Source organism: Paenibacillus sp. FSL H3-0302, from assembly GCF_037982245.1.
GTDB lineage: Bacteria > Bacillota > Bacilli > Paenibacillales > Paenibacillaceae > Paenibacillus_AQ > Paenibacillus_AQ odorifer.
Genome location: NZ_CP150284.1, coordinates 5356934 through 5383207, shown reverse-complemented (window position 1 = coordinate 5383207; position 26274 = coordinate 5356934). Strand labels below are relative to the sequence as shown.

The following is a 26274-nucleotide window of genomic DNA, read 5'->3' as shown; positions in this document are numbered from 1 at the left end:
TCATCTGAGTCGAGTGCTAACGAATCGGAGCCACAGCCGATAGGAGGGAATAACATGTTAACTGATCGCCAGAGAATGATACTAAATGCAATTGTGGATGATTATATTTCATCGGCAGAGCCAGTAGGATCTCGCAGCATTTCTAAACGGGGAGATGTAGGATACAGTCCGGCTACGATTCGAAATGAAATGGCTGACCTAGAGGATTTAGGTTATCTCGAGCAGCCTCATACATCGGCGGGAAGAATTCCTTCCCATAAAGGATACCGATATTATGTGGATCATTTGGTACCGTGGAATTCCGCCGAAACGGCAGAAATGGGCACGATCCGCGCTTTTTTTGCCGAGAAGCTAAATGCAATGGAGCAGGTAATCCAACATGCGGCGATGATTCTTTCCAATATGACGAATTATACTTCCATCCTGCTGGGACCGGAGGTTTTTCATACTTCATTGCGTCATTTTCAGTTGTTACCACTAGATGATACAACCGCTGTGGCCATTATCGTCACAAGTACGGGGCAAGTTGAGAATCGTACGGTGAACATTCCGCCGGAGATTTCTGTTTCCGAGATGGAGAAAGTGGTTAACCTACTGAATAGTAAACTGGTCAATGTACCACTCTATAAGCTGAAGACTCGGCTCTATTCCGAGCTTGGCGAAGAAATGCAGCGTCACATCTCACATTATGAAGAATTAATGCAGGTGCTGGACACCGCGCTGGAAAGCGATCAAGAGCAGCGCATCTATCTCAGCGGAGCAACGAATATGCTGACACAGCCTGAGTTCAAAGACGTAGACAAGGTGAAGAGTATTCTTGATCTGCTGGAAGAGACACCGACACTGCTCAAAATGCTGGCCCCTACAGTGGGTGGCACAGGTATTCAAGTACGAATAGGAACAGAAAACAATCACGAAGCGTTCGCTAACTGTAGTCTGATCACCGCCACTTATTCACTTGATGGGCAGGCACTAGGAAGCATTGGGATCCTTGGGCCGACCCGTATGGAATATGCAAGAGTGATGGGGATCTTGGGCATTTTATCCCGAGATTTGACAGCGATGCTGGCGCACTGGTATAAGTGAACAGAGTCAACATGATTTCGTGAATGATTTTAAGGAGGTGAAGACAACTTGAAAAAGGAACAAGTTCAAGATTCTAATGAATTCAAAGAGGAATTGATCAATGAGGAGCCTGTGGCTGAAGTAGTCTCAGATGCCGACTCATTTACAGCTGAAAACGTTAGTGAAGGTGCTTCAGATACAGGTGCTGAGGTGAAACGCCTACAGGATCTTGCTGATGAATATCAAGGTCGTGCACTGCGTGCACAAGCTGATTTTGATAACTTCCGTCGTCGTACCCAGAAGGAAAAAGAAGAGTTGGCTCAATATGCTACCTCCAAGCTCCTGACGGAATTGCTTTCCGTGCTGGACAATTTCGAGCGTGCGTTAGTCACTACTCCAGCTAATCCTGAATCCGAAGCTTTCGCGAAGGGCGTTAATATGATTTTCCGTCAGCTGGATGGGGTATTGAAGGCTGAGGGGCTTACAGCTATGGAAACAGTAGGACAGCCTTTTAATCCTGAATACCATCAGGCTATTATGCAGGTTGAGAGCGAGGAGTACGAAGAGGGTATCGTTACAGAAGAGGTTCAAAAGGGATATCTTCTGAAAGATAGAGTTCTTCGTCCGGCCATGGTCAAAGTCAGCATGTAGTCTGTCTATATAGGACGGGCAGTTTCTGCTCGCCATAAAGCAGCAGTGCTTTTGCCTACTATTTATCCGATTGCAGGCTGTTGCCCGGATAGTTTATTATCAATCGAATTTTTTTGATATTTTTATAAATTTATTGAGCTTAGGCTCCATATAACTTTAGAGGAGGCAAATTATTGTGAGTAAAGTTATCGGTATTGACTTAGGAACCACGAACTCTTGCGTTGCCGTTATGGAAGGCGGCGAAGCCGTAGTAATTCCAAACCCAGAAGGCGCGCGTACAACCCCTTCGGTTGTAGGCTTTAAGAAAGACGGCGAGCGTATCGTCGGTGAAACGGCTAAACGCCAAGCAATTACTAACCCTGATCGTACGATCAGCTCTGTTAAACGTCACATGGGTACTAACCATAAAGAAAGCATTGATGGTAAAGACTACTCCCCACAAGAAATTTCGGCAATGATTCTGCAAAAGCTGAAATCCGATGCAGAGGCTTATCTTGGCCAAACTGTTACTCAAGCAGTTATCACTGTTCCTGCTTATTTTAATGACAGCCAACGTCAAGCTACCAAAGATGCAGGTAAAATTGCAGGTTTGGAAGTTCTGCGTATTGTGAACGAGCCAACAGCAGCAGCTTTGGCATATGGTCTGGAGAAATCCGAAGATCAAACCATTCTAGTCTATGACCTTGGTGGCGGTACTTTTGACGTATCCATCCTTGAACTTGGTGATGGCTTCTTCGAAGTAAAAGCTACAAGCGGCGACAACAAGCTGGGTGGCGACGACTTTGACCAAGTGGTTATGGATTACCTGGTATCCGAATTCAAAAAAGAGCAAGGCATTGATCTGAGCAAAGATAAATCTGCTGTGCAACGTTTGAAAGATGCAGCTGAAAAAGCGAAAAAAGAATTGTCAGGCGTACTGACAACAACTGTATCGCTTCCGTTCATCACTGTGGTTGACGGCGTACCTCAGCACTTAGAGATCAACTTGACTCGTGCGAAATTTGATGAACTGACTGCTGGTCTGGTAGAACGTACTTTGGGACCAACTCGTCAAGCATTGTCTGATGCTGGCATGACCCCTGCAGACCTTACTAGAATCGTTCTGGTTGGTGGTTCTACACGTATCCCAGCTGTACAAGATGCTATCAAAAAGCTTACTGGCAAAGAACCACACAAAGGTGTGAATCCGGATGAAGTAGTAGCTCTTGGTGCTGCTGTTCAAGCGGGTGTATTGACTGGTGATGTTAAAGACGTTGTATTGCTTGACGTAACTCCGCTTTCCCTGGGTATTGAAACTGCAGGTGGCGTGTTCACGAAGATGATCGAGCGTAATACTACGATTCCTACAAGCAAATCCCAAGTATTCTCAACCTTTGCTGACAACCAACCTAGCGTAGAGATTCACGTGCTGCAAGGTGAGCGTCAAATGGCAAATGGCAACAAGACACTGGGACGCTTCATGCTGAACGAGATTCCACCAGCACCACGTGGCGTGCCACAAATCGAAGTTTCTTTCGATATTGATGCCAATGGTATCGTAAATGTATCTGCAACAGATAAAGGCACGAACAAGAGCCAAAAAATCACTATCACTTCTTCCAGCGGCCTGAGCGACGCAGAAGTAGAACAAATGATGAAGGATGCCGAGCTTCACGCTGAGGAAGACCGTAAGCGTAAAGAACTGGTGGAAGCGAAGAACGGTGCTGACCAACTCGTGTATTCTACTGAAAAAGTAATTAAAGACCTTGGCGATAAAGCTGATGCTTCTGATGTTGAAAAAGCAAATGAAGCTAAAGATAAAGTTAAAGCAGCACTTGAAACTGACAATCTTGAAGAAATCAATGCAGCTACAGAAGCATTGACTGAGATTGTACAACAGTTGTCCATGAAGCTGTACGAACAAGCTGCTCAAGCTGAGCAAGGTGCTGAAGGTGGCGCTGGAGCCGCTGAAGGCGCTCCTAAAAAAGATAATGTAGTTGACGCTGACTATGAGGTTGTTGACGAAGATAAGAATCAAGGGTAACCTTATACGATAAGTGTAATAGGAAACTGATAAATTCTTATATAGTTAAGAAGGGAAGGTCAAAACCGGGTCATCCCGTGTTTTGACTTTCCTTTTGTAATATCAGATTGCACACTCTTTGCGAATGCGCCTTCTGATATTGTAAGAATAAACATCGCTGAATCTGGATGGTCAGATCCTGAGGTTTTATCGTATAATGGTTTGTTTGACAGGTAATAAGGAATTTGAGTATGTATGCACGGAGGTGAAAGCAGTGGCAGATAAACGCGATTATTATGAAGTGCTTGGCCTTAGTAGAGATGCTTCAGACGATGAGGTGAAAAAAGCGTACCGGAAATTGGCGCGCCAATATCACCCAGACGTGAATAAAGCAGATGACGCTGAAGCTAAGTTTAAGGAAGTAAAAGAAGCTTATGATGTTCTTAGTGATGGACAACAGCGAGCTAGATATGACCAATATGGCCATATTGACCCTAACCAAGGTATGGGCGGCTTCGGAGGCGGCGGTGGTGGCGACTTCGGAGGACTTGGCGATATCTTTGATATGTTCTTTGGAGGCGGCGGACGCCGTGATCCTAACGCACCGCAGCGCGGTGGGGATTTGCAGTATACCATGACCATTGAATTCAAGGAAGCGGTATTCGGCAAAGAAACCGATATTACTATTCCACGTACAGAAACTTGCGATACCTGCTACGGCTCCGGGGCTAAACCGGGCACTAAACCAGAGACTTGTTCCGTATGTCATGGTAGTGGACAACAGGAATTCGTACAGAATACACCGCTTGGACAGATGCGTAATCGTCGTCCTTGTTCACATTGCAGTGGTACAGGTAAGATTATTAAGGAAAAATGTACGACTTGCGCCGGACAGGGTAAAGTTAAAAAGCAACGCAAGATCCATGTGCGTATCCCGGCCGGTGTTGATGACGGTGCACAGCTGCGCATGACTGGCGAAGGCGAAGGTGGCTTACGCGGCGGTCCTGCTGGAGACTTGTATATTGTTATCCGTGTTAAATCGCATGATTTCTTCGTGCGTGAGAACGATGATATTATGTGCGAGGTTCCGCTTACGTTTGCACAGGCAGCACTTGGTGATGAGATTGAAATTCCAACCTTAACCGAAAAAGTGAAGCTGAAGATTCCTGCCGGAACGCAAACAGGCACTTTCTTCCGCCTCAAAGGTAAAGGTGTTCCACGTCTGCGTGGATCTGGCCAAGGTGATCAGCATGTACGGGTAATTGTTGTGACACCTAGCAAGCTCAATGAAGAGCAAAAAGAATTGCTACGCCAGTTCGCTTCTCTGAACGGAGAAAACACACATGAGCACGAGCAGTCCTTCTTTGATCGTGTGAAACGTGCGTTTCGCGGGGACTGATATCCTAACTCATTCATTCAGTAAATGAATAGAAAAAGACAGCAGAGCAGCGATCCTCCCGTTCTTGGGGGATCGCTGCTCTGCGTTTTTGTTTAGCATGAGATTATGGTAGGGCCATTTAACTAACCTCATGCAATTCTTTGGATGAGCTGTGATGCTTGAACCTGCGAAATTCTGCGTGTTTGGCTAACTCGGCCAATCCCGTAACCCCGGTAAACCTGGTAACCCCGGTAAATTCGGTAACCCCGGTGACCCCGGCAACCCCGGCAACCCCGGCAACCGCGAACCGCGAACCGCGAACCGCGAACCGCGAACCCTTAACCTTGGAACCCCCGACTGGTCTCCAGCTTTTTTAAACACACTATATGCTTTGAATTATCTAGGTGGGCTTGCGGACTCAGCTGACGCTATTTGCAAATTTATCGCCTTTTGAGCGAAGTTTCGGACACCAGTGCAGCTATTGCCCAGAAAAGCGCCCATGATTGGTGTTTTTCGTGCTAATAGCGACTATGGGGTCCGTTGGCATGGCAAATAGCGCATAATCCAGTGTTTAAGTGCAACTGAGTCCGAAAGCGCTGAGAATAATCATCTGCGTGGATAGAACCCAGAAGACGCTGGAGGCATACGGACCCAGTTGACGCTATTTGCAAATTTATCGCCTTTTGAGCGAAGTTTCGGACTCCAGTGCAGCTATTGCTCAGAAAAGTGCTCATATTTGGTGTCTTTCGTGCTAATAGCGACTATGGGGTCCGTTGGCATGGCAAAAGTCGCATAAATCAGCGTTTAAGTGCAACGGTGTCCGATAGTGCCGAGCATAATCTTCTGCGTGGATAGGACCCGGAAGACGCTGGAGGCATACGGACCCAGATGACGCTATTTGCAAATTTATCGCCTTTTGAGCGAAGTTTCGGACTTCAGTGCAGCTATTGCCTAGAAAAGTGCTCATGATTGGTGTTTTTCGTGCTAATAGCGACTATGGGGTCCGTTGGCATGGCAAATAGCGCATAATCCAGTGTTTAAGTGCAACTGTGTCCGATAGCGCTGAGAATAATCATCCGAGTGGATAGGACCCAAAAGACGCTGGAGGCATACGGACTCAGTTGACGCTATTTGCAAATTTTTCTCCTTTTGAGCGAAGTTTCGGACTCCAGTGCAGCTATTGCCTAGAAAAGTGCTCATATTTGGTGTTTTACGTGCTAATAGTGACTATGGGGTCCGTTGGCATGGCAAAAGTCGTATAAATCAGCGTTTAAGTGCAACGGTGTCCGATAGTGCCGAGCATAATCTTCTGCGTGGATAGGACCCGGAAGACGCTGGAGGCATACGGACCCAGTTGACGCTATTTGCAAATTTATCGCCTTTTGAGCGAAGTTTCGGACACCAGTGCAGCTATTGCCTAGAAAAGTGCTCATGATTGGTGTTTTTCGTGCTAATAGCGACTATGGGGTCCGTTGGCATGGCAAATGTCGCATAATTCAGCGTTTAAGTGCAACTGTGTCCGATAGCGCTGAGAATAATCATCCGAGTGGATAGGACCCGGAAGACGCTGGAGGCATACGGACCCAGTTGACGCTATTTGCAAATTTATCGCTTTTTGAGCGAAGTTTCGGACTCCAGTGCAGCTATTGCCTAGAAAAGTGCTCATGATTGGTGTTTTTCGTGTGGGCAGCTATTGCCCAGAAAAGCCCTCATGATTGGTGACTTTCGTGCTAATATCGATTAAGTTGGTGTCTTTCGTGCTAATTGCGACTATGGGGTCCGTTGGCATGGCAAATGTCGCATAAATCAGCGTTTAAGTGCAACTGTGTCCGATAGTTGCCTCGTATACGCCGCAGATGTGACCTTAAGACGAGAAAGCCCCAGCAGCCAAATGGCTGCTGGGGCTTTCTTTGAGAGTTCAACTAGATACTGTTTAAGAACGTAGGTCCTCAAACACACGGCTCAGAATCGTTGCTGCTTGTGCACGAGTCAGAGTGCCTTGTGGATTGAAGTTGTCCGCACCAACGCCCTTGAGATAACCTTTGCTTACAGCATAGGCTACGGCGTTACGTGCTTCTGCAGCGATGTTGTCGGCATCCTTAAAGCTCAAAGGAGTCTTAGCTACTGTAAGATCAGCGCCTAGGGCCTCAGCAATGATAAGGGCTGCTTCTTCGCGAGTCAGCACATCGCGTGAACCACTTTGTTTGATACGAGTATTCCATGTGTCACCTTTTCCGAGTAGACGGTCGAAGAGCGTTAACAGTTCCGCTTGATTTAAGGTGTCAGCAGGTTTGAAGCTGCCATCGGTTCCTTTGCCGGCAATGATGCCATGAGCAGCAAGAACTTCGATATCGCCTTTAGCCCAGTGTGTGCCGATATCCTTGAAGCTTACATTACGGGATGCCACGCTATAAGAGCCGTCGCCAGTAACTGTAAACTGTAGAATACCTTCTTTAGAGAAAGATCCAGGTTGCAGATAGGACCATTTATGATCCTTTGTTTCTGCATAGGCGGCAGTTTTTCGAGCATCACGTAGACTGCTGTCTTTTAGATTAAGCTGAAGGGTAACCGGCTTTCCGGTTGTCCAACCATTTTTGATGGTAAGAATGGAAGAACCAATATTGATCGCAGCTGAGCTTTCTGATAACACTGCTGCATCACTAGCATCAGCCAGACTTATCGTAAGCAACAAACCACTGCTGCTAATGAAATCCGGAAGGGTTGCCGCTGGAATAAGAACATTGAACCCATTACCGTTAAGGCTGAGTGCATTCTCCGATTTCTTCAACTGTTCAGCTTGCGCCGGGGTAAGCGTAATAACAACTTGGCTATACTTATTGAAATTCACATCGCTAAGATCAAGTACAGAAGTCTTATCTTTTGCATTCTGAATCGAATTTGTTAATGCAGTATCTAAGATATTAAACACCGCTGAAGCTTTACCACCAGCTGGATCGGCTGTCTCTACTAGCTTCCCGGATTTCGAAGAAGGTCCAGGAGTGGGAGTGCTGGCTGCTGTAGGTACATACGACTCAGAAGATGGAGGCGATGTAGGCGATGGTGTCGGTGTTGGTGTTTCTGTTGGATCTGGCGTTGCTGATGGTGTTGGTGTTGGCGTTGGTGTTGGTGTTGGCGTTGGCGTTGGTGTAGGTTTTTCAGGTGTGTTTACAGTTACACTTACTGTTCTCAAACCAGATGGGATGGTTGATGTTGTGGCATCATTCCAAATCTGGACATCATATAGCTCAAAGGAATAATCTCCTGCTGTTGCTGGTTCGAAGGTTATTTGGGCTAGTGAGCCAGAGCCGTGATAAGCACCTCCTGACAGATTGACACTATATTGTGTCAGTTTTTGGCCGTCTCCAAGGTCATACGTTTGTGAATATTCTGTAAGTGGAACACTAGAGAAATGCTCCTCTTGATACGTAACCAGCTGTACGCTTGGCTGGATTACCGGTGTATCAAGGGAATCATCATATATGACACCGAATGAAGCCCCATAGACGCCATAAACCTCGTCTGTCACAGAATAATCTAAATCAACGGTCACAGATTGTCCTACTTCAATGGTGGATGCAGAAAGAGCCGGAGTTACTGTGAAAGTTCCGTCCCCTGTGCTATAAAGCAGCCGCTGAACGTAATCATCGTCGTCTGCACCATTGCCAACTTTATCGACCACATGGACTTTGTACTCATTTAGCCCCTCGTTAACAGGAACATCAATGGTAAAGGAACCGTTATTTGCAATCACACCGCCAAATTTATAAGCATTCCCATCATAATGTTTGCCTTCGGCATATACGGTAAACCAGTTTCCAATAGGGTTTGTATTAGAAATATAATAGGCCATTAGGTCATCATCAATGAAACCACTAATTTGTGCCACGCCAGGATCGGTTGGCGCTTCGCGTTCATACTCCTCAATGGTGATGCCGGAAACTAGCGGCTTCTCGGTATCAATTGTGAACTCGGCCTTTTGTTTCTCGAGCAGTTGCCCATTGGGAAGCACAGGAATGATGTAGTAGTGACCATCTGCTAAAGTAGACTTGGCGGAGGTCTCCAGGTCTGTTAATGTTCCATCCCAATTTGGAACTTCGTATACACCACGATAGATCTTCTCATCGATCGCATAAACTTCACCTAAAACTGTTGCGGGAGCATCTTTTGAAGAGGCAACGAAACTTATGCCTTCCAGCTCTTCATTGACAGAAAAGGTAAATGTGGTGTCGTCTGAGCGACCATCACCATTAGGTGAAATTTGTGGACTTTCAAAAGAGAGCTGATTAATAGGTGCTACATTAAATTGGTCACCTACAACAACGTTAAATGGCAGACGAAGGGTTTCTGTATCAGAGGTAAGTAACAGGATGCCTTCATATGCGCCCTCTTTTGCTGTTTTAGATACATTGAGTGTAAATTGTGCATATTGATCTGCCCCTGAGGTAACGCTGTTTGGTGCAAAATCAATACTAATATCAGTAGGAGCTTCTGTCAGCCATTTGGTGGACAGGGTGTATGTTTCTCCATTCCCTTTAAAGTCCTCTACATAGACAGCTTTCGTTACAGTAACACCCTTTGGCTGTAAGCCGAAGGATAAGGAACCTGTGTAATAAGGGATTTCAACAGTACCGGGAAGACCGCTGTTAAGGATCTCACCGACTTTAGCAATGGATTTAGCGTTTATCGACTTCTCCAGATTAATTAAACCTGCACCTTGTTGGTACAAGGAGTAAGAATTCCCATCACGGTTAAAGATAGGATCAGCATTGTTCATCAGCAGAGCTTTAATTTCATTTGGCTTCAGATCAGAGTTTTTACTCAGTAACAAAGCCACAGCTCCTACAACATGTGGGGTTGCCATGCTAGTGCCATTTTTCAAGCCGAAAGCTTGGTCATAGTTCCCATCCCAGCTAGGGATCGTCGAGTTGATATTGACTCCGGGCGCTACAACATCAGGTTTTATTAGATAATCGGGCATCCCTGGACCCATAGAACTGAAGTTTGCTAACTGATTTACTTCAAGCGCTATATAGTAACTGATTATATCTTTAGCAGCAGCCATCTGAGTTTTTATTTTTTTGCCATCGGCTTGACTGATTCCGTAGGTAGGAATGTAATCTCCAGGCGCACCAAGGGTGGGGCTGATTTCACCAGGCTCATTATTGGCAATCAGCAAAAGCTTCGCACCAGCAGCTTTGGCATTAAGAGATTTGTCTGAGAAGCTCAGCGAGCCCCGATCAACAAGCACTACCTTATCTTTGACATCCAGATTTTTGTAATCGGAAGGACTCCCAAGACCAGCGAAAACGATCTTACTGCCAGCAATATTATCGATTAAATCTGGGGAGTAACTGGCTAATGTCCCGGGAATCTTTTTAACATCACCAATATCAAAGAAAGGGGTATTTATCGGAGTAGTAGAAGCTCCAACACTAAGCGCGAGTTGGGCACCAGCGGGTTCGCCCAGTGTTCCTGCATCAGGACCAGCGTTACCGGCGGCAACAATAACGTTCACGCCCGATTTTACGGTATTGTCTATCGCGATTGAACTCGCGGAATAGCTTTGGTTGACACTAGAGCCTAGAGAAAGGTTAATAACATCTGCTCCGTCATCGACTGCTTTCTCAATACCCGCAATTACATCCGCTGTGGAACCAGATCCATAGGGACCAAGTACGCGATACGCATACAATTCTACCTCAGGTGCCACATCTAAAATTGTCCCGGCAACGTGTGTACCATGCGAGGTTTCGTAAGGAGTACCTGCTCTTGGAGGGAAGTTAGCATCAGGGGCTGTTTCAGCCGGATCATCATCCTGATCATATACATCATAGCCACCCTTATAATTATCTTTTAACAAAGGGTGATTCTTATCAATACCAGTATCGACAACAGCTACCTGTATATCTTTGCCTGTGTAACCTAAATCATGTAGTTTGTCCGCGCCTATTAGCTTGCCGCTGTCTGAATAGGAACGTGTAACAGGTAATGTCGCTACTTCAACACTGTCTGCTAGTGCATGTACTTCTTCATTTGGATAGATAGCCGCAACGCCTGGAAGCTCTAACAGCTTGTTTACTTGATTGGCTGGCAGCGTAATGGAATACCCGTTAAAAATCTCACTGTATTCAAAACCGATATCGGCATCGATTTTCTGTGTTGAGGAAATAAAGCTTTTATGCTCTGAGATAATTTTACTGCGTTGTGAGGAGACTGAGGATCGTAAAGAATAAGTTTTTGCCTCATTTACATACACACTGACTGGTTTATTAGTCAATTCCACAATTACTGAAACTGGTGCTGAACCTTTGAGTATTCCAGCATAGTTATGAGGGGTTACACTTTGAGACTGTACATCCGTAACCAGGGTTGAAGATTCAAGGGATGAGTTCGCAAATGCAGCTGATGGAAAAAGAACAGACACAGCCAGTCCGAAGCTTGCCGCTCCAATACCGAATCTTTGAATAGAGTGTTTAAAGGTACGTTTCAAATAAGTTCATCCTCCCAAATGAATTTTTTGTATTGCAATGTGTCTGTGGTTCTCCTCCTCAAAATAAAATGTAAAAAATTATGAAAATTAAATTTATTCTACAGCTATAACTTCAAATCGAATATACAACTTTAGTACCATATTGCAGCGAAGCGTTGAGGAAAATGTCGAATTCCCAGTAGATAAGTGGAATATAAGAAAATCAGAGCATAAAACAAATGAAATTAAGACAATATAAATGAATGCAACAGATATCTGAATTTCAAGCGAGAGCGGGGATAAGATGTCGGAAAGATATATTTTGGCATATTTTAAAAGTCCAGAGGAAGCCGAAGGCGTCGCGCGCAAGCTTCGTGCACTTCGGGCCATTGAAGTTTCCATTGATCGCTTCAGTAGATATGGAGGTACCAGCTTTAGCTCAGGGGTAAATCCGGTGACAGGCAATGTGGCCAGAATGGACTCCATGACTGCTGAGCATGCACACACAGGCATACTTGCAGCTGCGGACACCAGCTCTAGCGGGATGAGTCATGGTGGTAACGGTGGTCCAACGGGGAGAGATATTTTGCTTACGGTTATTGTGCATACGGAGTCCTACGATCAGGCTCTGCGCTTAATTGAAGAAGCAGGCGGGATGGTCTGATCAGGCACTTCATTAAGTAAGAAGAAAGGAGACGAACAATGGATAGAGAGAACTCACAAATCTTCTCCAAGACGGAGAAATTGAAAATGTTATACGAAGCTAAAGCAGAGGATGTAGAATTCTCGGCGGCGGAAGCCGATCTTGATGATATTGAAGCTCAGGATCGCGCACAAGAAGCGGACAAACGTCAGCTGAATGAGATTATAAAGAAAGAATAGCAGCTAAAAAAGCTAAGGCGGATACCTCACTTTGTGGGGTATTTTTGCGTTTGGGCATGTATAATTAGGGCGAAGAGCTTAAGTGTGGGGGGAAAAGATGGATAACGTTATTTTGTGGACAGGATTAGCCTTATTGATCGCATTATTAACCTATTTGAACCAGAAGCAGTTGTACTCTCCAAAAGTAAAACGGGCCTATCGTGAGTTGCGGGAGCTGACAGAGAAGGTTCATATGGAGCGCTCTGAGGCGAGCGATTTGTATCGATGGGAAGCAGAATTAACCGAACTAGAGAATCATCCGAATGAACTGAATAAATTGGATGCTGAAATTAGGTTTCATCACGCATTTTTGTTATATCTTGAACGTCACTACCCTTCGGACCCAAGGATTATTGGTTTGAAGCAAGCTGACGCATATCAGAAGGATATGGTTTTGGGGATTAAGATAAAAGATTATAAATCCAATAAGTAAGATACTTTTGACTGTGCGTACAATGGGAGAAGAAAAATATTCGCCCAGGTTGCAGATAACTGCTGCATGAAGGTGAGGGTAGGCGTGGCTTGCTGCGCCGCAGCCTGGCTGGAGTGCATTTGAAAACGGAGGAACTTCCATACTTTGCTAAATGGGATTGAGAATGATAGGAATTTGAAAATGAAATTGAGAGTTTGAACCCTAGCTGATATTTGCAGCTGGGGTTTTTGGTAATGGATCAGTAAAAATGAACTAAGTTAGGGCAAGCTTTTAGCTTATAAGTAAGGCTAATGCTAAGAAGAATTTGGGGGTCTCATAGTCGACATAGCTGTAGATATTTTTCTGTTGGAAAATGAAATTAGGGAAAACCTCCCTCTATTTTTCTCTAAATGCTCGAAAAAAAGAGATTTTAGGGAAAACCTCCCTGAAAATCCCCTGAAAAGATAGAAAAAGACCTGATTTCATGAGTTTTTGGGGAGTATTTCCCTAAATGATAGATCAACCTTCGAATCTTGCACATCATTAGGGATGTTTTCCCTAATTATCATCATTTCGAGTATATTAACGTCTGCAGATGTTATAAATATTTTAAGTAAAATAGCTAATATCACACTACAGATTAAGGATGTATAATTGTTCGAATATACTAGCTACGACCAATCAACTATTGAATTTTTTCAGGGGGAATTAGAATGGGGCTGGTACACTCTCAAGGAGTTACTGATGAGCTTGTTGTTAGATCTTTAGAAAGAAATTTAGCTATTATCCGGTTTGACCTTGATCGCCGGGTAGCTTATGTGAATGAAGTTTTTGCAAATTCCATGGGATATAAAAAAGATGAAATGTACGGAATGCATCATAAAGAGTTCTGTTTTCCACATTTCGCAGATAGCCCAGGTTACGAACGGTTTTGGCAGGATCTTTTTACAGGGAAGAGTTTTCAGGATAAGATCGAACGAATGGATTCGAAAGGAAATGCGGTTTGGCTTGAAGCCACCTACATGCCAGTATTTGATGAAAGCAATGAACAAGTCATCGGAGTATCTAAAATAGCAACTAATATCACCCAAAGACAAAACAACATGAGTAATGTTGTCCAACGGATGCAAGAGATGGCAGACAGCTTGAATCAAAGAGCAGATTTAGGTATTGAGCGCAGTCAAGAATTATTACGAAGCATCAACAAAATCGCCGAAGTATCGATAGAAAATACACATACTCTAGCTAATCTTGAAAAGCAAGCTGTATCGATTCATAGCATCGTGCAAACGATTCGCGATATTGCTTCGCAAACGCAATTATTAGCCCTAAATGCAGCTATTGAAGCAGCTCATGCGGGGGAGTATGGGCGAGGTTTTGACGTAGTGGCAAAAGAAGTAAGAAAATTATCTTCCATGGTACAAGATTCGATCATAAAGGTACGGGATAGTGTGGATGCGATCACGCTGGAAATTGGAAAGATCTCTATAGGAACAAATCAAGTGCAAGAAAATATAGAAGATAGTCAGCAGCAGGTTCTGGTAGCGTTGGAGGATTTTTCGAAGATTGCTTCTTCTGCACAAAATCTCGACACACAAGCGCGCGAGGTTATGGATATCCTTTAATTGTTAATATGTATGTTGATAGATTGAATATCAGCAAAAAAGGGTCGGTCTCCTACTTAAAAGAGATGGACCCTTTTATTGTTGGTATTATCCGATTTTGTTAACAATCAAGGTAGGAATCATATATCTATGATTTGTGATGACTCCGTCTACAGTAACACTAACCTTAGTAACTCCGGTGTCCCCAATCGCCCCATCAGAGCCAGTCCCACCTTTAGCCCCCCGTCCCCCCAGTTGCCCCATATCCGAGTAATTCTGCTGTAGCTAATCGATGCTGGGTTACTAATTTCTCTGCACTGTCTTTACCCCAAAATGAGATTTGGATTGGATGGTCTGGCAAACTAGCAGTTGTGAAAAAAATTCGAAGGTATCAAAATCCGCAAAATAATTTTAGTTATTACCTGATTTGGCATCACATCTAGCAGATCGCCTACATATTGAATTCTTTCTTCATTTATGTAGTAGCCTTCGATCAGAACTGTGGAAGCAATCTGACCGCTACCATTAGCAATTTTGACAGTGACCTGTTGTGTAAGTCTTGTGTTGTCTTCTGAGTTAACATTGTTTTCTATCGGACCAGTAGTTAAAAGAGTCATTGTCCTTCCTCCATTTGCTTCATTCAGATTATTAAGCCTGTTTGATTTTCTCTATGTCTTTAAGAGTAGCGATAGTTTATGCTCAGAAAAACGAACCTTTTCCAAGGATTGGTTGTCATATAGATATCTCAGTCAAGAAAGGAGGGCGTAAAATTTGGAGAGTAACCGGGAGTTATTTGAAACCTACAATAAAGATGTATACCGGACTTGCTACTATATGGTGCATGACGCGGCGGATGCAGAGGATTTGACTCAGGATGTCTTTATTACCGTATTTCGCAGTAATCGTGAGCACGTGGAGCATATCAAGGCTTGGATTATGAAAATAACGGTCAACCATTGCCTCAATCATTTGAAACGAAAACGGACTTTACAACAGAAGATTACGGACAACCTTCATTTCTTTAATAAAACGGCAGAAACAGCTGTGGAGCAGCAGATTGAGCAGCGTGAGACGGAGGTCGAGTGGGCGCAATATATGAGCCAGGTCCCTATCAAACTTAGGATGGTGCTCACACTTAGGTATATGCATGATTTCAGTCTGGCTGAAATTTCGGATCTGCTGTCCATTCCACTTGGAACGACCAAATCTAGGCTGCATAAAGGGCTAACGGTAATGAGGAGAATCCTGCAGGAGGCTGGGGTTCAACTTGAACTAAAGGAGGGCGAAGCTTTTGAAAAAGTTAGAAAATATGCTGGAGCATCGTTTAAATGAAGATAAAGGCGTGCCTTATCCAGATTTTGAACGCATGTGGGGACGTTTAGAGCAAGAAAACAGTACAATGACTCCCCTACAACTTCGTATGGCGAATGGTAGCGGGAACAGAGGGAGAAACTGGAGTAAAATAGCTGTGGTGGCTTCATTTTCAGTACTTATTGCAGCGGCACCCGTATATGCAGCAGTGCATTATGATTGGGATAATTTGCTCCATGGAAGAGGAGGCGTTCAAGCAGCGCTGGCCCAAAATCTCGGACAACAACTGAACCAGTCAGTGACGCAGGATGGAGTAACTCTGAAGCTACATACAGCGATTGTGGATGAGAATCGGACGGTTATCTTATTCACTTTGGATGTAGGAAAACGCTTGGAAAATGAAAATTGGAATGTTAATGGAATGACTTTGAAGGGCGCAGATGGGGCGAATGGTCCTAGTGAGTTCAGTTATGTGTTATGGGATGAGAAAAATCAACATTACAACGGATATTTCGAGAGTGATTGGACACCGAAAAAGGATACTGTGAATGTGCAACTAGTTGCAGATAATCTGCAAGCCTTTAGTACACAGGAGTTAGATTTACCGCTGGATATCCAATCGCAGGAGACACAAAAGTTTCCTATTGGACAGGAAGGAATGCGCAGCATAGAGGTGAAACCTTTTACCCAAGGACAAGAAAAAATATTATTCTCTTCAGCAATCATTTTTGATCAGCCAGAAACAAAAGAATGGGCCTTTCCAAATATAGTGGCTTACAAAAACGGAACGCTCATAAATTCGCTGGCTGGAGGTGCTTTCGGTACACCGGGAGAAAACGGGGAATATACGTCCCAGCAATATTTTAAGGCGGCTGATATTTCCAGCGGAGAAGTGAATTACAAGCTGCAGTACATGAAACAAGAGAAAAAGGTTGAGGGGCCCCTAGCTTTTGATCTTCAATTAAGCAAAAAGCAGATGGAGAGCGGAACCATAAATACTTCATTGAATCTGCCGCTAGAAGAGGGCGAACCTAATTACACGCTGGAGAAAATGGTAGTGACGCCTACTCAAATTCGAATCGCTATTAGAAGTAAAGAGAAAGGCAATAATTTCCCGTATCAAAAGTCTACTCTTGAAGTAGCAGGCAAGACGCTGGAGGGCAATTTCTGGAGATCTCCAGAAGGTGAGCCGGAATTAACAGTGCTTCGTTTTGAGCGGCCAGTTGACCTTGAAATCACAGAAGAGACGCCAATTACCTTTGTTGCTAAATACAAGGTGACTCAGCACGGCAGCTATAAAATTAACAAGGACGAAAAAACACCACTTCTGTTGACGAATATATCTGATAAGAAACAGACGCTTATCCAGCAGCTTAGCGGATACCCGGTAAAATGGACGTACTATATGCAGGGTGCCGATCTTTATGTAGAGACTGAAAGTGAAGATGCTCGCTTCGGTGGAATTAACCAGACCCATATCGGACTGGGGAAAGAGCGTATTTTAGGTAAACCTCTGACCGTTAATTTCACTGGGGATGGAAACAATAAGGCCATTGATGTTTACAAGGGTTTCAAAGGTACAGAAGCTTCTATTTATATATTCTTCTATACGACTGACGATCCGGATAAAGAAACAAGAGTGCAGCTGCGGCCATAGAAAATCTTTTTTAGGGAGGAACCTTGTGTTCTTCCCTTTTTTTCGTTTACAGTGAGTAGATGCTGAGTGGACTCAGCGAGGATTAGCGTAAAGGAGAGAAAAGGATGGAAATCACTCGCTGTGCTTGGGTTAATGAGGATCCTTTATATATCGCATACCATGATGAAGAGTGGGGCAAACCTCTGTATGATGACCGGAAGCTGTTTGAATTACTTATGCTCGAAGGCATGCAGGCAGGGTTAAGCTGGTACACCGTCTTAAAAAAACGGGCACATTACAGAGAGGTATTTGATGGATTTGATCCGGAAAAAATTGTGCATTATGATGAGCTGAAAATTGCTGAGCTGATGAACGATCCCGGGATTATTAGAAATCGCTTAAAGATTGATTCTATCATTCGTAATGCAAAAGTATATTTGCAAATTAGTGCGGAAACAGGCAGCTTTTCAGATTATCTCTGGAGCTTTGTGGGGGGCGCGCCTACACTTAACCATTGGAAGACACGTGCGGATGTCCCTGCTTCAACGGCTCAGTCTGACGCAATGAGTAAAGCATTAAAAAAGCGAGGCATGAAGTTTGTCGGCTCTACCATATGTTATGCTTTTATGCAGGCATCGGGGATGGTAGATGATCATTCGCTCGATTGCTTTTGCAGGAACAGCACGGGCATGGCAGAGCGTTGATCTGTAGTTTGGCGTTACCCCAAGAAGAAATGTTATACTATGAAGCGAATGCTCACAAAACTAAGTCTATGCTTACGAAGCCAGTTTTGCACGAAGTCAATCAATGAAGCTAACGCTCACAAAACTAAGCCTATGCTTTCGAAGCCAGTTTTGCACGAAGTTAATCAATGAAGCTAACGCTCACAAAACTTTAGGAGGATCACATAAAGATGTTATGGCATGAAGTGACGATACATACAACAGAAGATGCACAAGAAATGATTTCGAATTTTTTATATGAAGCAGGAGCGGGTGGGGTTTCTATTGAAGAATCCGGAACACTCAGTAAAGAACGGAATACGCGTTACGGTGAATTATACGACCAACCCTTGAATGATATCCCAGAAGGGGAAGCGGTAATCAAAGGTTATTATGCCGATTCCACGGATATGGATGCTGTTATAGAAGAACTGACTCCACGGGTAGCAGAATTGCGTGAGTACGGCATTGATCCGGGCAAATCGCTGATTTCTTGGAAAACCGTAGATGAAGACGAATGGGCGCATGCTTGGAAGCAATATTTTAAACCGCTCAGGGTATCGGAGCGTCTCACGATTAAACCAACTTGGGAGGAATATACACCTGAGAGCCCAGATGAAGCAATCATTGAGCTGGACCCTGGTATGGCATTTGGTACAGGGACTCACCCTACAACAGCTTTGTGCCTGCGTGCGCTCGAGAAGAATATTAGCGGCGGCGAAGAAGTAATCGATGTTGGTACGGGTTCAGGAATATTGGCTGTAGGTGCAATGCTGCTCGGTGCGAAATCCGTGCTGGCGTTAGATTTGGACCCGGTAGCTGTTGAAAGTGCGCGCGAGAATGTAGCACTGAATAAACTTGAAAAGTTCATTACGGTAAAAGAAAGCGACTTGCTCTCCTTGCTAGGCGGTGAAGGTGTAGCTGACACGGCTGCTGGAGAAATGTGGCCATCCGCTAGACCGGGTCACACTCTTGAGGGAACACCTGCGGAGCAAGTAACAGAGGATAGCCTCGGCGTTACACTCCCGGTGAAGATTGTAGTTGCGAATATTTTGGCAGAAATCATCGTATTGTTTACGGATGATGTGTATCGTGCACTTCAGCCAGGAGGCTTGTATATTACCTCTGGTATTTACAAGGATAAAGAAGGGCTTGTGGCTAACGCACTACAAGAGTCCGGCTTTGAGATTATGGAAGTATCCCGTGAAGAAGATTGGGTGGCATTTACAGCCGGAAAGAGGTAAAAATGGATATATTGCAAAGTATAATACGTGTAGATCTGGATCAGCTTCCTTTTCTGCTCATTACGATTTTAATTGCTTTTACAGTACATGAATTCAGTCATGCTTATTTCGCAAATAAGTTCGGTGACCCTACCGCTAGATTATTAGGACGTATGACGCTTAACCCTGCTGTACACTTCGATTTTTTTGGTATTTTACTGCTGCTGGTTGCTGGTTTCGGGTGGGCACGTCCAGTTCCTGTAAACCGTGATAACTTTAGCCGCCCCCGTCTGATGGGAGTCATTGTGTCTGCTGCGGGCCCAATCAGTAACCTGTTACTAGGGATTATTGGTGCTTTAATATATGGGGTGCTTGCGGCAACCGGTGTATTAGAGTCGATCTCCAATGATCGCGTTTTAGAGGCAGTCTATCTGTTCTTTGGCACCTTTATTCAATGGAACTTCTTTTTATTCTTGTTCAATCTGATTCCATTGCCTCCGCTGGATGGATACCGGATTGTGGAGGATATTGCTCCTCGCTCCATTCGGGGCAGATTACAGCAATTTGAGCAATGGGCTGTATTTATCTTTTTATTAATTCTGTTTATTCCAGGGTTACGAACCTATACCATCGATCCTCTTGGCCACTGGGCTAGTGAAATGTCGAGAACATTTGTGCAGCTATTCCTAAGAATGTTTGGCAGCTAAGGTAGGGACTGAAGTCTGGTCAACCCTGCTTAAACATTGTATTATGTAATTTGTTGAAAAATAGGATAGTTAAATTTCGCCTGATCCATAGTTATATTTCTCTAAGAAACGGGTGACGTCTTTATTAAGGCGTCTTTACCGTTTCTTCTTACTGAATTCATGAACAGGATGATGAAGAGATGCAGCGATATTTTGTTACACCAGAGCAGTTTGGTGCAGATAACGTTAGAATTGACGGGGAAGATGCAAGGCATATTGCCAAAGTCATGCGCGGTAAGGTTGGGGACAAGCTTATTGTCAGCGATGGCGTCTCCCGTGAAGCGTTAGTGGAGATTGCTCAGATCGAAATAGGGGAAGTGACAGTGAACATCCTGGAAACCCTGGAGATGACGCATGAACCGCGGATAAAAATCACAGTGGCTCAGAGCTTACCCAAGGCCGATAAGATGGAAACTGTCATTCAAAAGTGTACAGAAATTGGAGCCGTTGGTTTTATTCCTTTTCTGTCGGAGCGCACGATTGTACAATACGATGAACGCAAGGAAAGTAAGCGGCTGGACCGCTGGCGTAAAATTTGTAAAGAAGCTGCCGAGCAGGCACACCGGAACATCGTTCCGGCTGTAGGCTCACCGTTATCCTGGAAGCAGCTGCTACAGACTTTTAGTGAATATGATGCTGTTTATTTCTGTTATGAAAAAGAAGAAGGCTTGCAGCTTCGCAGCAGTGTTGCCCCTTGGTTATCCTCGCTTTCACCACAGGCTGGTGGGAAGGTACTGATTGTAGTAGGTCCTGAAGGGGGTTTTACACCAGAGGAATGCCAAAAGGCAGAAGAAGCTGGTGCGGTTTCCGTAGGACTAGGACAGCGTATTCTGCGCTGTGAGACAGCGGGTATGGTTGCCGCTTCTTGTATTTTATATGAATCGGGAGAAATGGGAGGAGCTTAAGAGATGCCATCCGTAGCATTTTATACTTTAGGTTGTAAAGTGAATTTTTATGACACCGAAGCCATCTGGCAGCTATTCAAAAATGAAGGTTACGAGCAGGTCGATTTCGAGGGACCCGCCGATGTATATCTGATTAATACTTGTACTGTAACTAATACAGGTGACAAAAAAAGCCGTCAAATGATTCGTCGTGCCGTTCGCCGCAATCCGGAAGCTATCGTGGCGGTTACTGGCTGCTATGCGCAGACCTCTCCTGGTGAGATTCTTGATATTCCTGGTGTCGATCTTGTTATTGGTAACCAGGACCGCGATCAGATCATGACGCATGTAAAGAACATTGAAGCCTCACGTCAGCCGGTCAACGCTGTTCGTAATATTATGAAGACACGTGAATTCGAAGAGATGGATGTACCTGGCTTTGCGGATCGGACGCGTGCTTTTATGAAGATTCAGGATGGCTGCAACAACTTCTGCACATTCTGTATCATTCCATGGTCGCGTGGACTTTCCCGCAGCCGTGATCCCAAAAGTATCGTAACCCAGGCACATCAATTAGTAGAAGCAGGGTATAAGGAATTTGTTCTCACGGGTATTCATACCGGTGGTTACGGTGACGATCTTGATAATTACCGTCTAGCCGATTTGCTGTGGGATCTAGATAAGGTGGATGGACTGGAGCGGGTACGTATCAGTTCTATCGAAGCTAGCCAGATCGATGAGAAGCTGCTGGAGGTGCTGAACCGTTCCTCTAAAATGTGCCGTCATCTGCATATCCCGCTGCAAGCCGGACATAATGATGTGCTGAAAGCGATGCGCCGTAAATATACGACAGAAGAATATTACGCCAAAATGCAGCTGATCCGTCAGGCGATGCCAGATGTCGGGATTACTACGGATGTTATCGTTGGGTTCCCGGGGGAGACCGAGGAAATGTTCCGTGCCGGCTACGACTTCATGAAGGCTATTAATTACTCCGAGATGCACGTATTCCCTTACTCCAAGCGGACGGGCACTCCGGCAGCGCGGATGGAGAATCAGATCGACGAAGAAATCAAAAATGTACGCGTGCAGGAACTGATTGATCTTTCGGAAGAAATGCAAATAGCTTATGCTCGCAAATTTGTAGGCCAGACATTAAGTGTTATTCCGGAAAGAGCTGCTAAAGGGGCGCCGGGGCGCAATATCCAGCATGGATTTAGCGACAACTATTTGCAGGTGTTCTTCGATGGTGAAGATTCACTCCAAGGAGAACTTTGTCAGGTGAGGATAACGGAAGCTGGCGTGAACGAATGCCGCGGTGAGTTGGTCGGGGTTAGTCAGACTGGGCTTCAGCAGGCTGTCCGTTAAGCAATTGATATCCGTTAAGCAATAGATATTAGTAAAAGACAACAGAGCAGCCATTTTCCCGTTAGCGGGGAAGGGCTGCTCTGTTTTTAAGTTGTTGCTGTCTAGACCACCAATTCATAACAATCTCATGATGCTTTCGGACCCAGATGGCGTTATTTGCATTTTTTTTGCCTTTTATGCTTAGTTTCGGACTCCAGTGCAGCTATTCCTTAGAAAGTGGTTCATAATAGGTGTTTTTCATGACAATAGCGACTATGGTGTCCGTTAGTGTTCCAAAAGTGGGATAATGCTGCGAATAAGGTCAACTGTGTCCGATAGTGACTTCAACGCGTAGAAGTGGATCAAAAAAACATCCGTAGGATCATGATTGAAACAATCCCCGCCAGTACAGTGCCTAGCAAGCTCCGGGTTTTTATCGCAACCAAAAAAGTAGGCAATGCCGCAAAAAGCTCAATGTTATTAGCTAAAGACGAAAATTTCCCATCATTCAAAAATATCTCCTGACCTATTAATGCTGCCATAACAGAGATAGGAACATAGTTTAACCAGCGCATTCCCCATTCTGGCAATTCAAACCGGCTAAGGATCATGAGCGGAGCCACCCTGGGAATAAAGGTCACAAAAGCTGCTCCTAGAATGATCAGAAAGACATCCCATCTTACTTCCATTTTTCAAACACCATCCCTATCGTTGAAGCAATGACTGTAGCGATAATCACTCCAACACTGCTGGAGAATAGGAAGGAGCTTCCTACTGCTATGATCACGGCAAGGATTGCGACAACCAAATCTAGTTTGATTTTATTACGGTCAATCATGGAAATTACAAGAATGCCAATAAACATCGCAGGTAAGGCAAACTGTAAACCGAATTGATCAGGGTCTGAGATCCACTGAGCTAAAAAAGCTCCCGCTACATTCGCAAGAAACCAATTTAAATAAGCGGTGAGATTTAGACCGTGCATCCATTTTTCACTGATTTGCTGCTTATTCAAAGCTTGATTGATGGCAACTCCAAAGGTCTCATCAGTCAATAAAGAACCAACCAGCATATTTCTCAGTGGGGAAAGATGGCGGAAATAAGGTGAAAGAGCTGCACTAAGCAAAATATGGCGAAGATTCACGATAAATATCGTAATAATAATGGCCGCAGGCGAGCTGCTAACAGCTATCATTCCAGCAGCTATAAACTGAGCTGAGCCCGCGTAAAGAATCAAGCTGATTAAGGCAATCTCAGCAATGCTGAGCCCGGCTGTCTTTTGAACAACACCTGCTGCAAGTCCGATGCTTAAGTAGCCTAGTAGTGTGGGAATACAATCTTTTACCCCTTTAAGGAAGCTATCTTCCTGTTTAGGAGACGGGATTGCTTCTAGTTGGACGTTCTCTGCACTCATCGTAGCCCCCTTGTTTCAAGAAAGAATTTAGTAGTTAGCATATTACTTCCTAATATTTTGATCAACCTTTACCGTATTATCTAGTCTGAAAGTCCCGAATTTCGCTTTATAGAGCCAGGGGGTAAACACTTAGGGTACAATTGTCGATATAAGTAAAAGAGTGTGGGGATAAACCACCGAACGACATTATAGCCTAAGGGAGAGAACAAATGACTGTGTACAGGAAAATGACGAAAATGCTCCTCATCATGATATTGTTAGCTACTGCGGTTTTTCCGGTAAGTGTCTTTGCAGCGACCGGTGATATCAACTCGATTGAATTCGAAAGCTCCGCTAAAGTAGAGCTTACGGTTGGACAAACGCCAAAGCAACTTAAGGTATATGCGAATGTGGAAGGGTCCTCATCTAAAAAAGATGTGACAGGTGCAGTTGTATGGAATTCTTCTAACACAAACGCTGTAAAGGTAGTAAATGGCCTATTGACTCCGATTGACAGTGGAAAAGCTATTATTACAGCGACTTATAATCATGCACTTGCTACCATTGAAGTTGAGGTAGCCCATCCTGTTAAAGAACTGAAGCTCGAATATAGTTCTGAAGGGAACTACAAATTGGGTGATGATGAGGATAAACTGCTGGTCAAAGCCAATGCGATTGGTGGAGAAACAGCGACTTCTGCTAAGGATGTAACGGCTGATACTACTTGGAGCAGCTCCAACACAAGCGTGTTGACCATTGCAGAAGGTAAGATCACTTTGGCTGGTGAAGGTACAGCAACGATCACTGCCAAATACAAGACCTTAACAGCAACCTTTAAGGCTGTAGTGAAATTGCCTTATTCTGAAATTGAGCTTAAACATGACGACAAAATCGTTAAAGAACTAGAGATGCTAGTCGGAGATGCACCTTTGAAGTTGGTTGCAGAGACTAAAGAAACTACAAAATCCAGCGCAAATGATATTTCAGAGAAAGCAGAATGGTCCTCTTCTAGTGCTAGTGTAGCTACAGTAGACAAAGGCGAGATCAAAGTGTTGTCTGCTGGTAAAGCTGTAATTACAGTATCCTATCTAGGGATTACACAAACAGTAGACGTATATGTACGTGCTCCTTATGAAGCGCTACTACTTACTCCTACAGGAGATCAATTCCTGTTTATGGGCGAAACCCTGAACGTTAAAGCTGAGGTTCGCGATGCTGCGAATTCTACTCCGAACATTTCAGGCAGCGCAGTATGGACTTCGGATAACCAATTGGCGGCAACCGTTACGCCTGGTAGCGATACTGCGGCAGTGACTGCTAAAGCAGTGGGAACTTCGGTTATTAAAGCAGAGTACAGAGGAATTAATAAAAGCTTTAAGCTGACAGTGTATCCTACGATCACAGAACTGGCAGCCGACAAGACGGAATTGGAGCTTTACACAGATGACACCGTAAGCCTTCCAAAAGTAAATGGTACAAAGCTTGACGGAACAAAGCTAGATCTTAGTAGTGATATTGAGTGGACCTCTGCGGATGATGAGATTGCCACCATTAAAGACGGCAAGATTGTAGCTGAATCGGCAGGTATTGTGAAGGTTATCGGTAAAATAAAATCAGAAAACCCAACGACTTCAAAAACTGCTGTAAGAGAAAAAAGTGTTGAAGTAAAGGTTACAGTGAAAGATAAAGTCCTTGTCTTGCTTGGACCAGAAGAAAACCTGGTGATTGTTACTGGTGAAGAGAAGGCTGTTCCTGAAGTAAAAGCTGTGATGGAAAACGGCAGTGAACTTGATGCTACTGCAACTATGGAATGGGAGCTTACCGGTACGAATGCGATTATCAAGACAACAACTTCCGGTAAGGTAATCAAAGGACTGGTGAAGGGTTCTGCTACTTTAAAGGGAACTTACGCTAATAAAACCATCAGTATCCCAGTTACCATTGAACAAAAGGTTACTAAGCTAGTTGTAGAACCTACTGCTATCGAAATGAACATTAAAGGCTCTAAAGCGATAAAGGTAACGGCTTATTATTCTAATGGTAAGACAGGGAATGTCTCCAGCAGTATGAATTGGGAGTCCTCAAACGAGGCGGTTGCTACGGTTAAAGCTACAACCGTTAAAGCAGTAACAGAAGGTACTGCTACGTTGACAGGATCTTACCAAGGGATTGCTGCTAGTGTCAAAATTACTGTAGTTCCTAAATTAACAAAGCTGACCGTTAATGAGAGCAGACTGAAAATGGCTCCGGGAGCCGTTCAGAATGTAGTTGTGACTGCACAGTATGATACTGGTAAGACTGCTGTTGTTACTGGAAGTGCGGTATGGACTAGCTCCAAGCCTTCTGTAGCGAGAGTATCTGCAAGTGGTCAGATTGTAGCTGTGAGTAAAGGAACGACATCCATTAAAGGAAAGCTAGGCGGCAAAACAGTTACAGTATCAGTGACAGTGAAGTAATAGAGAATAGGATCTGAATTATCAACTATGAATCTGCAAAGCCAACATTATGTT

Annotated in this window: 21 protein-coding genes; 16 read left to right on the top strand and 5 right to left on the bottom strand. The window is 44.3% G+C overall.

Going from position 1 to position 26274, the window contains the following annotated elements; all coding sequences use genetic code 11:
• The first annotated feature begins 54 nt into the window (after nucleotides 1–54).
• From hrcA to dnaJ, 4 genes are all read left to right on the top strand, one after another.
• Nucleotides 55–1086, top strand: a complete 1032-nt coding sequence (gene hrcA, locus MHH50_RS24020; RefSeq protein ID WP_036677493.1) for a heat-inducible transcriptional repressor HrcA — start codon at nucleotides 55–57, stop codon at nucleotides 1084–1086.
• A gap of 48 nt (nucleotides 1087–1134) precedes the next feature.
• Nucleotides 1135–1716, top strand: coding sequence for a nucleotide exchange factor GrpE (grpE, locus tag MHH50_RS24015; protein WP_036677491.1), 582 nt, complete (start codon nucleotides 1135–1137; stop codon nucleotides 1714–1716).
• Between the two features lie 175 nt (nucleotides 1717–1891).
• The gene (gene dnaK / locus MHH50_RS24010) at nucleotides 1892–3739 is read left to right on the top strand and encodes a molecular chaperone DnaK (RefSeq protein WP_036677488.1); all 1848 of its coding nucleotides are present in this window, start codon (nucleotides 1892–1894) and stop codon (nucleotides 3737–3739) included.
• 253 nt (nucleotides 3740–3992) lie between these two features.
• Entirely contained in the window at nucleotides 3993–5117 is a 1125-nt protein-coding gene (dnaJ, locus tag MHH50_RS24005; protein WP_036677487.1) for a molecular chaperone DnaJ, read from the top strand.
• Nucleotides 5118–7029: 1912 nt separating this feature from the next.
• Here dnaJ and MHH50_RS24000 read toward each other — a convergent pair.
• On the bottom strand, nucleotides 7030–11586 hold the full coding sequence (locus MHH50_RS24000) for a S8 family serine peptidase (RefSeq protein ID WP_340033531.1): 4557 nt from the start codon (nucleotides 11584–11586) through the stop codon (nucleotides 7030–7032).
• Nucleotides 11587–11869: 283 nt separating this feature from the next.
• Here MHH50_RS24000 and MHH50_RS23995 point away from each other — a divergent pair, with 283 nt between their 5' ends.
• The 4 genes from MHH50_RS23995 to MHH50_RS23980 all read left to right on the top strand — a co-directional run bounded on the left by MHH50_RS23995 (nucleotide 11870) and on the right by MHH50_RS23980 (nucleotide 14523).
• Nucleotides 11870–12229: a hypothetical protein gene (locus tag MHH50_RS23995; protein ID WP_036683926.1), complete on the top strand. Its 360-nt coding sequence runs from the start codon at nucleotides 11870–11872 to the stop codon at nucleotides 12227–12229.
• Nucleotides 12230–12267: 38 nt separating this feature from the next.
• Complete coding sequence (locus MHH50_RS23990) at nucleotides 12268–12447, top strand: YfhD family protein (protein ID WP_340033530.1); 180 nt, start codon at nucleotides 12268–12270, stop codon at nucleotides 12445–12447.
• 97 nt (nucleotides 12448–12544) lie between these two features.
• Complete coding sequence (locus MHH50_RS23985) at nucleotides 12545–12919, top strand: hypothetical protein (RefSeq protein ID WP_076281212.1); 375 nt, start codon at nucleotides 12545–12547, stop codon at nucleotides 12917–12919.
• A gap of 692 nt (nucleotides 12920–13611) precedes the next feature.
• Nucleotides 13612–14523, top strand: a complete 912-nt coding sequence (locus MHH50_RS23980) for a methyl-accepting chemotaxis protein (protein ID WP_076281213.1) — start codon at nucleotides 13612–13614, stop codon at nucleotides 14521–14523.
• 87 nt (nucleotides 14524–14610) lie between these two features.
• Here the strand turns inward: MHH50_RS23980 and MHH50_RS23975 are convergent, their stop codons facing one another.
• Nucleotides 14611–14766, bottom strand: coding sequence for a hypothetical protein (locus MHH50_RS23975; protein WP_179088332.1), 156 nt, complete (start codon nucleotides 14764–14766; stop codon nucleotides 14611–14613).
• 98 nt (nucleotides 14767–14864) lie between these two features.
• A complete protein-coding gene (locus MHH50_RS23970; protein ID WP_340033529.1) occupies nucleotides 14865–15119 on the bottom strand; it encodes a hypothetical protein in 255 nt (84 codons plus the stop codon).
• 154 nt (nucleotides 15120–15273) lie between these two features.
• Between MHH50_RS23970 and MHH50_RS23965 the strand changes: the two genes are divergently transcribed.
• The 7 genes from MHH50_RS23965 (at nucleotide 15274) to mtaB (ending at nucleotide 22392) form a co-directional block, all read left to right on the top strand.
• Nucleotides 15274–15834: an RNA polymerase sigma factor gene (locus MHH50_RS23965; RefSeq protein WP_076128962.1), complete on the top strand. Its 561-nt coding sequence runs from the start codon at nucleotides 15274–15276 to the stop codon at nucleotides 15832–15834.
• Nucleotides 15794–17470 (top strand): DUF4179 domain-containing protein, encoded by a 1677-nt coding sequence (locus tag MHH50_RS23960; protein WP_139329916.1) that lies wholly within the window; start codon nucleotides 15794–15796, stop codon nucleotides 17468–17470. Before MHH50_RS23965 ends, MHH50_RS23960 begins: the two co-directional genes overlap by 41 nt.
• A gap of 104 nt (nucleotides 17471–17574) precedes the next feature.
• On the top strand, nucleotides 17575–18153 hold the full coding sequence (locus MHH50_RS23955) for a DNA-3-methyladenine glycosylase I (RefSeq protein WP_076192116.1): 579 nt from the start codon (nucleotides 17575–17577) through the stop codon (nucleotides 18151–18153).
• 209 nt (nucleotides 18154–18362) lie between these two features.
• Nucleotides 18363–19415 carry a 50S ribosomal protein L11 methyltransferase gene (gene prmA / locus MHH50_RS23950; protein ID WP_036683907.1) on the top strand — a complete coding sequence of 351 codons (1053 nt, stop codon included), beginning with the start codon at nucleotides 18363–18365 and terminating at the stop codon, nucleotides 19413–19415.
• Between the two features lie 2 nt (nucleotides 19416–19417).
• On the top strand, nucleotides 19418–20101 hold the full coding sequence (locus tag MHH50_RS23945) for a site-2 protease family protein (protein ID WP_076128966.1): 684 nt from the start codon (nucleotides 19418–19420) through the stop codon (nucleotides 20099–20101).
• 179 nt (nucleotides 20102–20280) lie between these two features.
• Nucleotides 20281–21045, top strand: coding sequence for an RsmE family RNA methyltransferase (locus MHH50_RS23940; RefSeq protein ID WP_340033528.1), 765 nt, complete (start codon nucleotides 20281–20283; stop codon nucleotides 21043–21045).
• 3 nt (nucleotides 21046–21048) lie between these two features.
• Nucleotides 21049–22392, top strand: a complete 1344-nt coding sequence (gene mtaB, locus MHH50_RS23935) for a tRNA (N(6)-L-threonylcarbamoyladenosine(37)-C(2))-methylthiotransferase MtaB (protein WP_076192111.1) — start codon at nucleotides 21049–21051, stop codon at nucleotides 22390–22392.
• A gap of 341 nt (nucleotides 22393–22733) precedes the next feature.
• Here mtaB and MHH50_RS23930 read toward each other — a convergent pair whose 3' ends face one another.
• Nucleotides 22734–23060: an AzlD domain-containing protein gene (locus MHH50_RS23930; protein WP_076192109.1), complete on the bottom strand. Its 327-nt coding sequence runs from the start codon at nucleotides 23058–23060 to the stop codon at nucleotides 22734–22736.
• A complete protein-coding gene (locus tag MHH50_RS23925; RefSeq protein ID WP_036683898.1) occupies nucleotides 23051–23785 on the bottom strand; it encodes an AzlC family ABC transporter permease in 735 nt (244 codons plus the stop codon). The genes MHH50_RS23930 and MHH50_RS23925 overlap by 10 nt, the downstream gene beginning before the upstream one ends.
• Before the next feature lie 209 nt (nucleotides 23786–23994).
• Here MHH50_RS23925 and MHH50_RS23920 point away from each other — a divergent pair, with 209 nt between their 5' ends.
• Complete coding sequence (locus tag MHH50_RS23920) at nucleotides 23995–26220, top strand: hypothetical protein (protein ID WP_076278796.1); 2226 nt, start codon at nucleotides 23995–23997, stop codon at nucleotides 26218–26220.
• Nucleotides 26221–26274 lie beyond the last annotated feature (54 nt).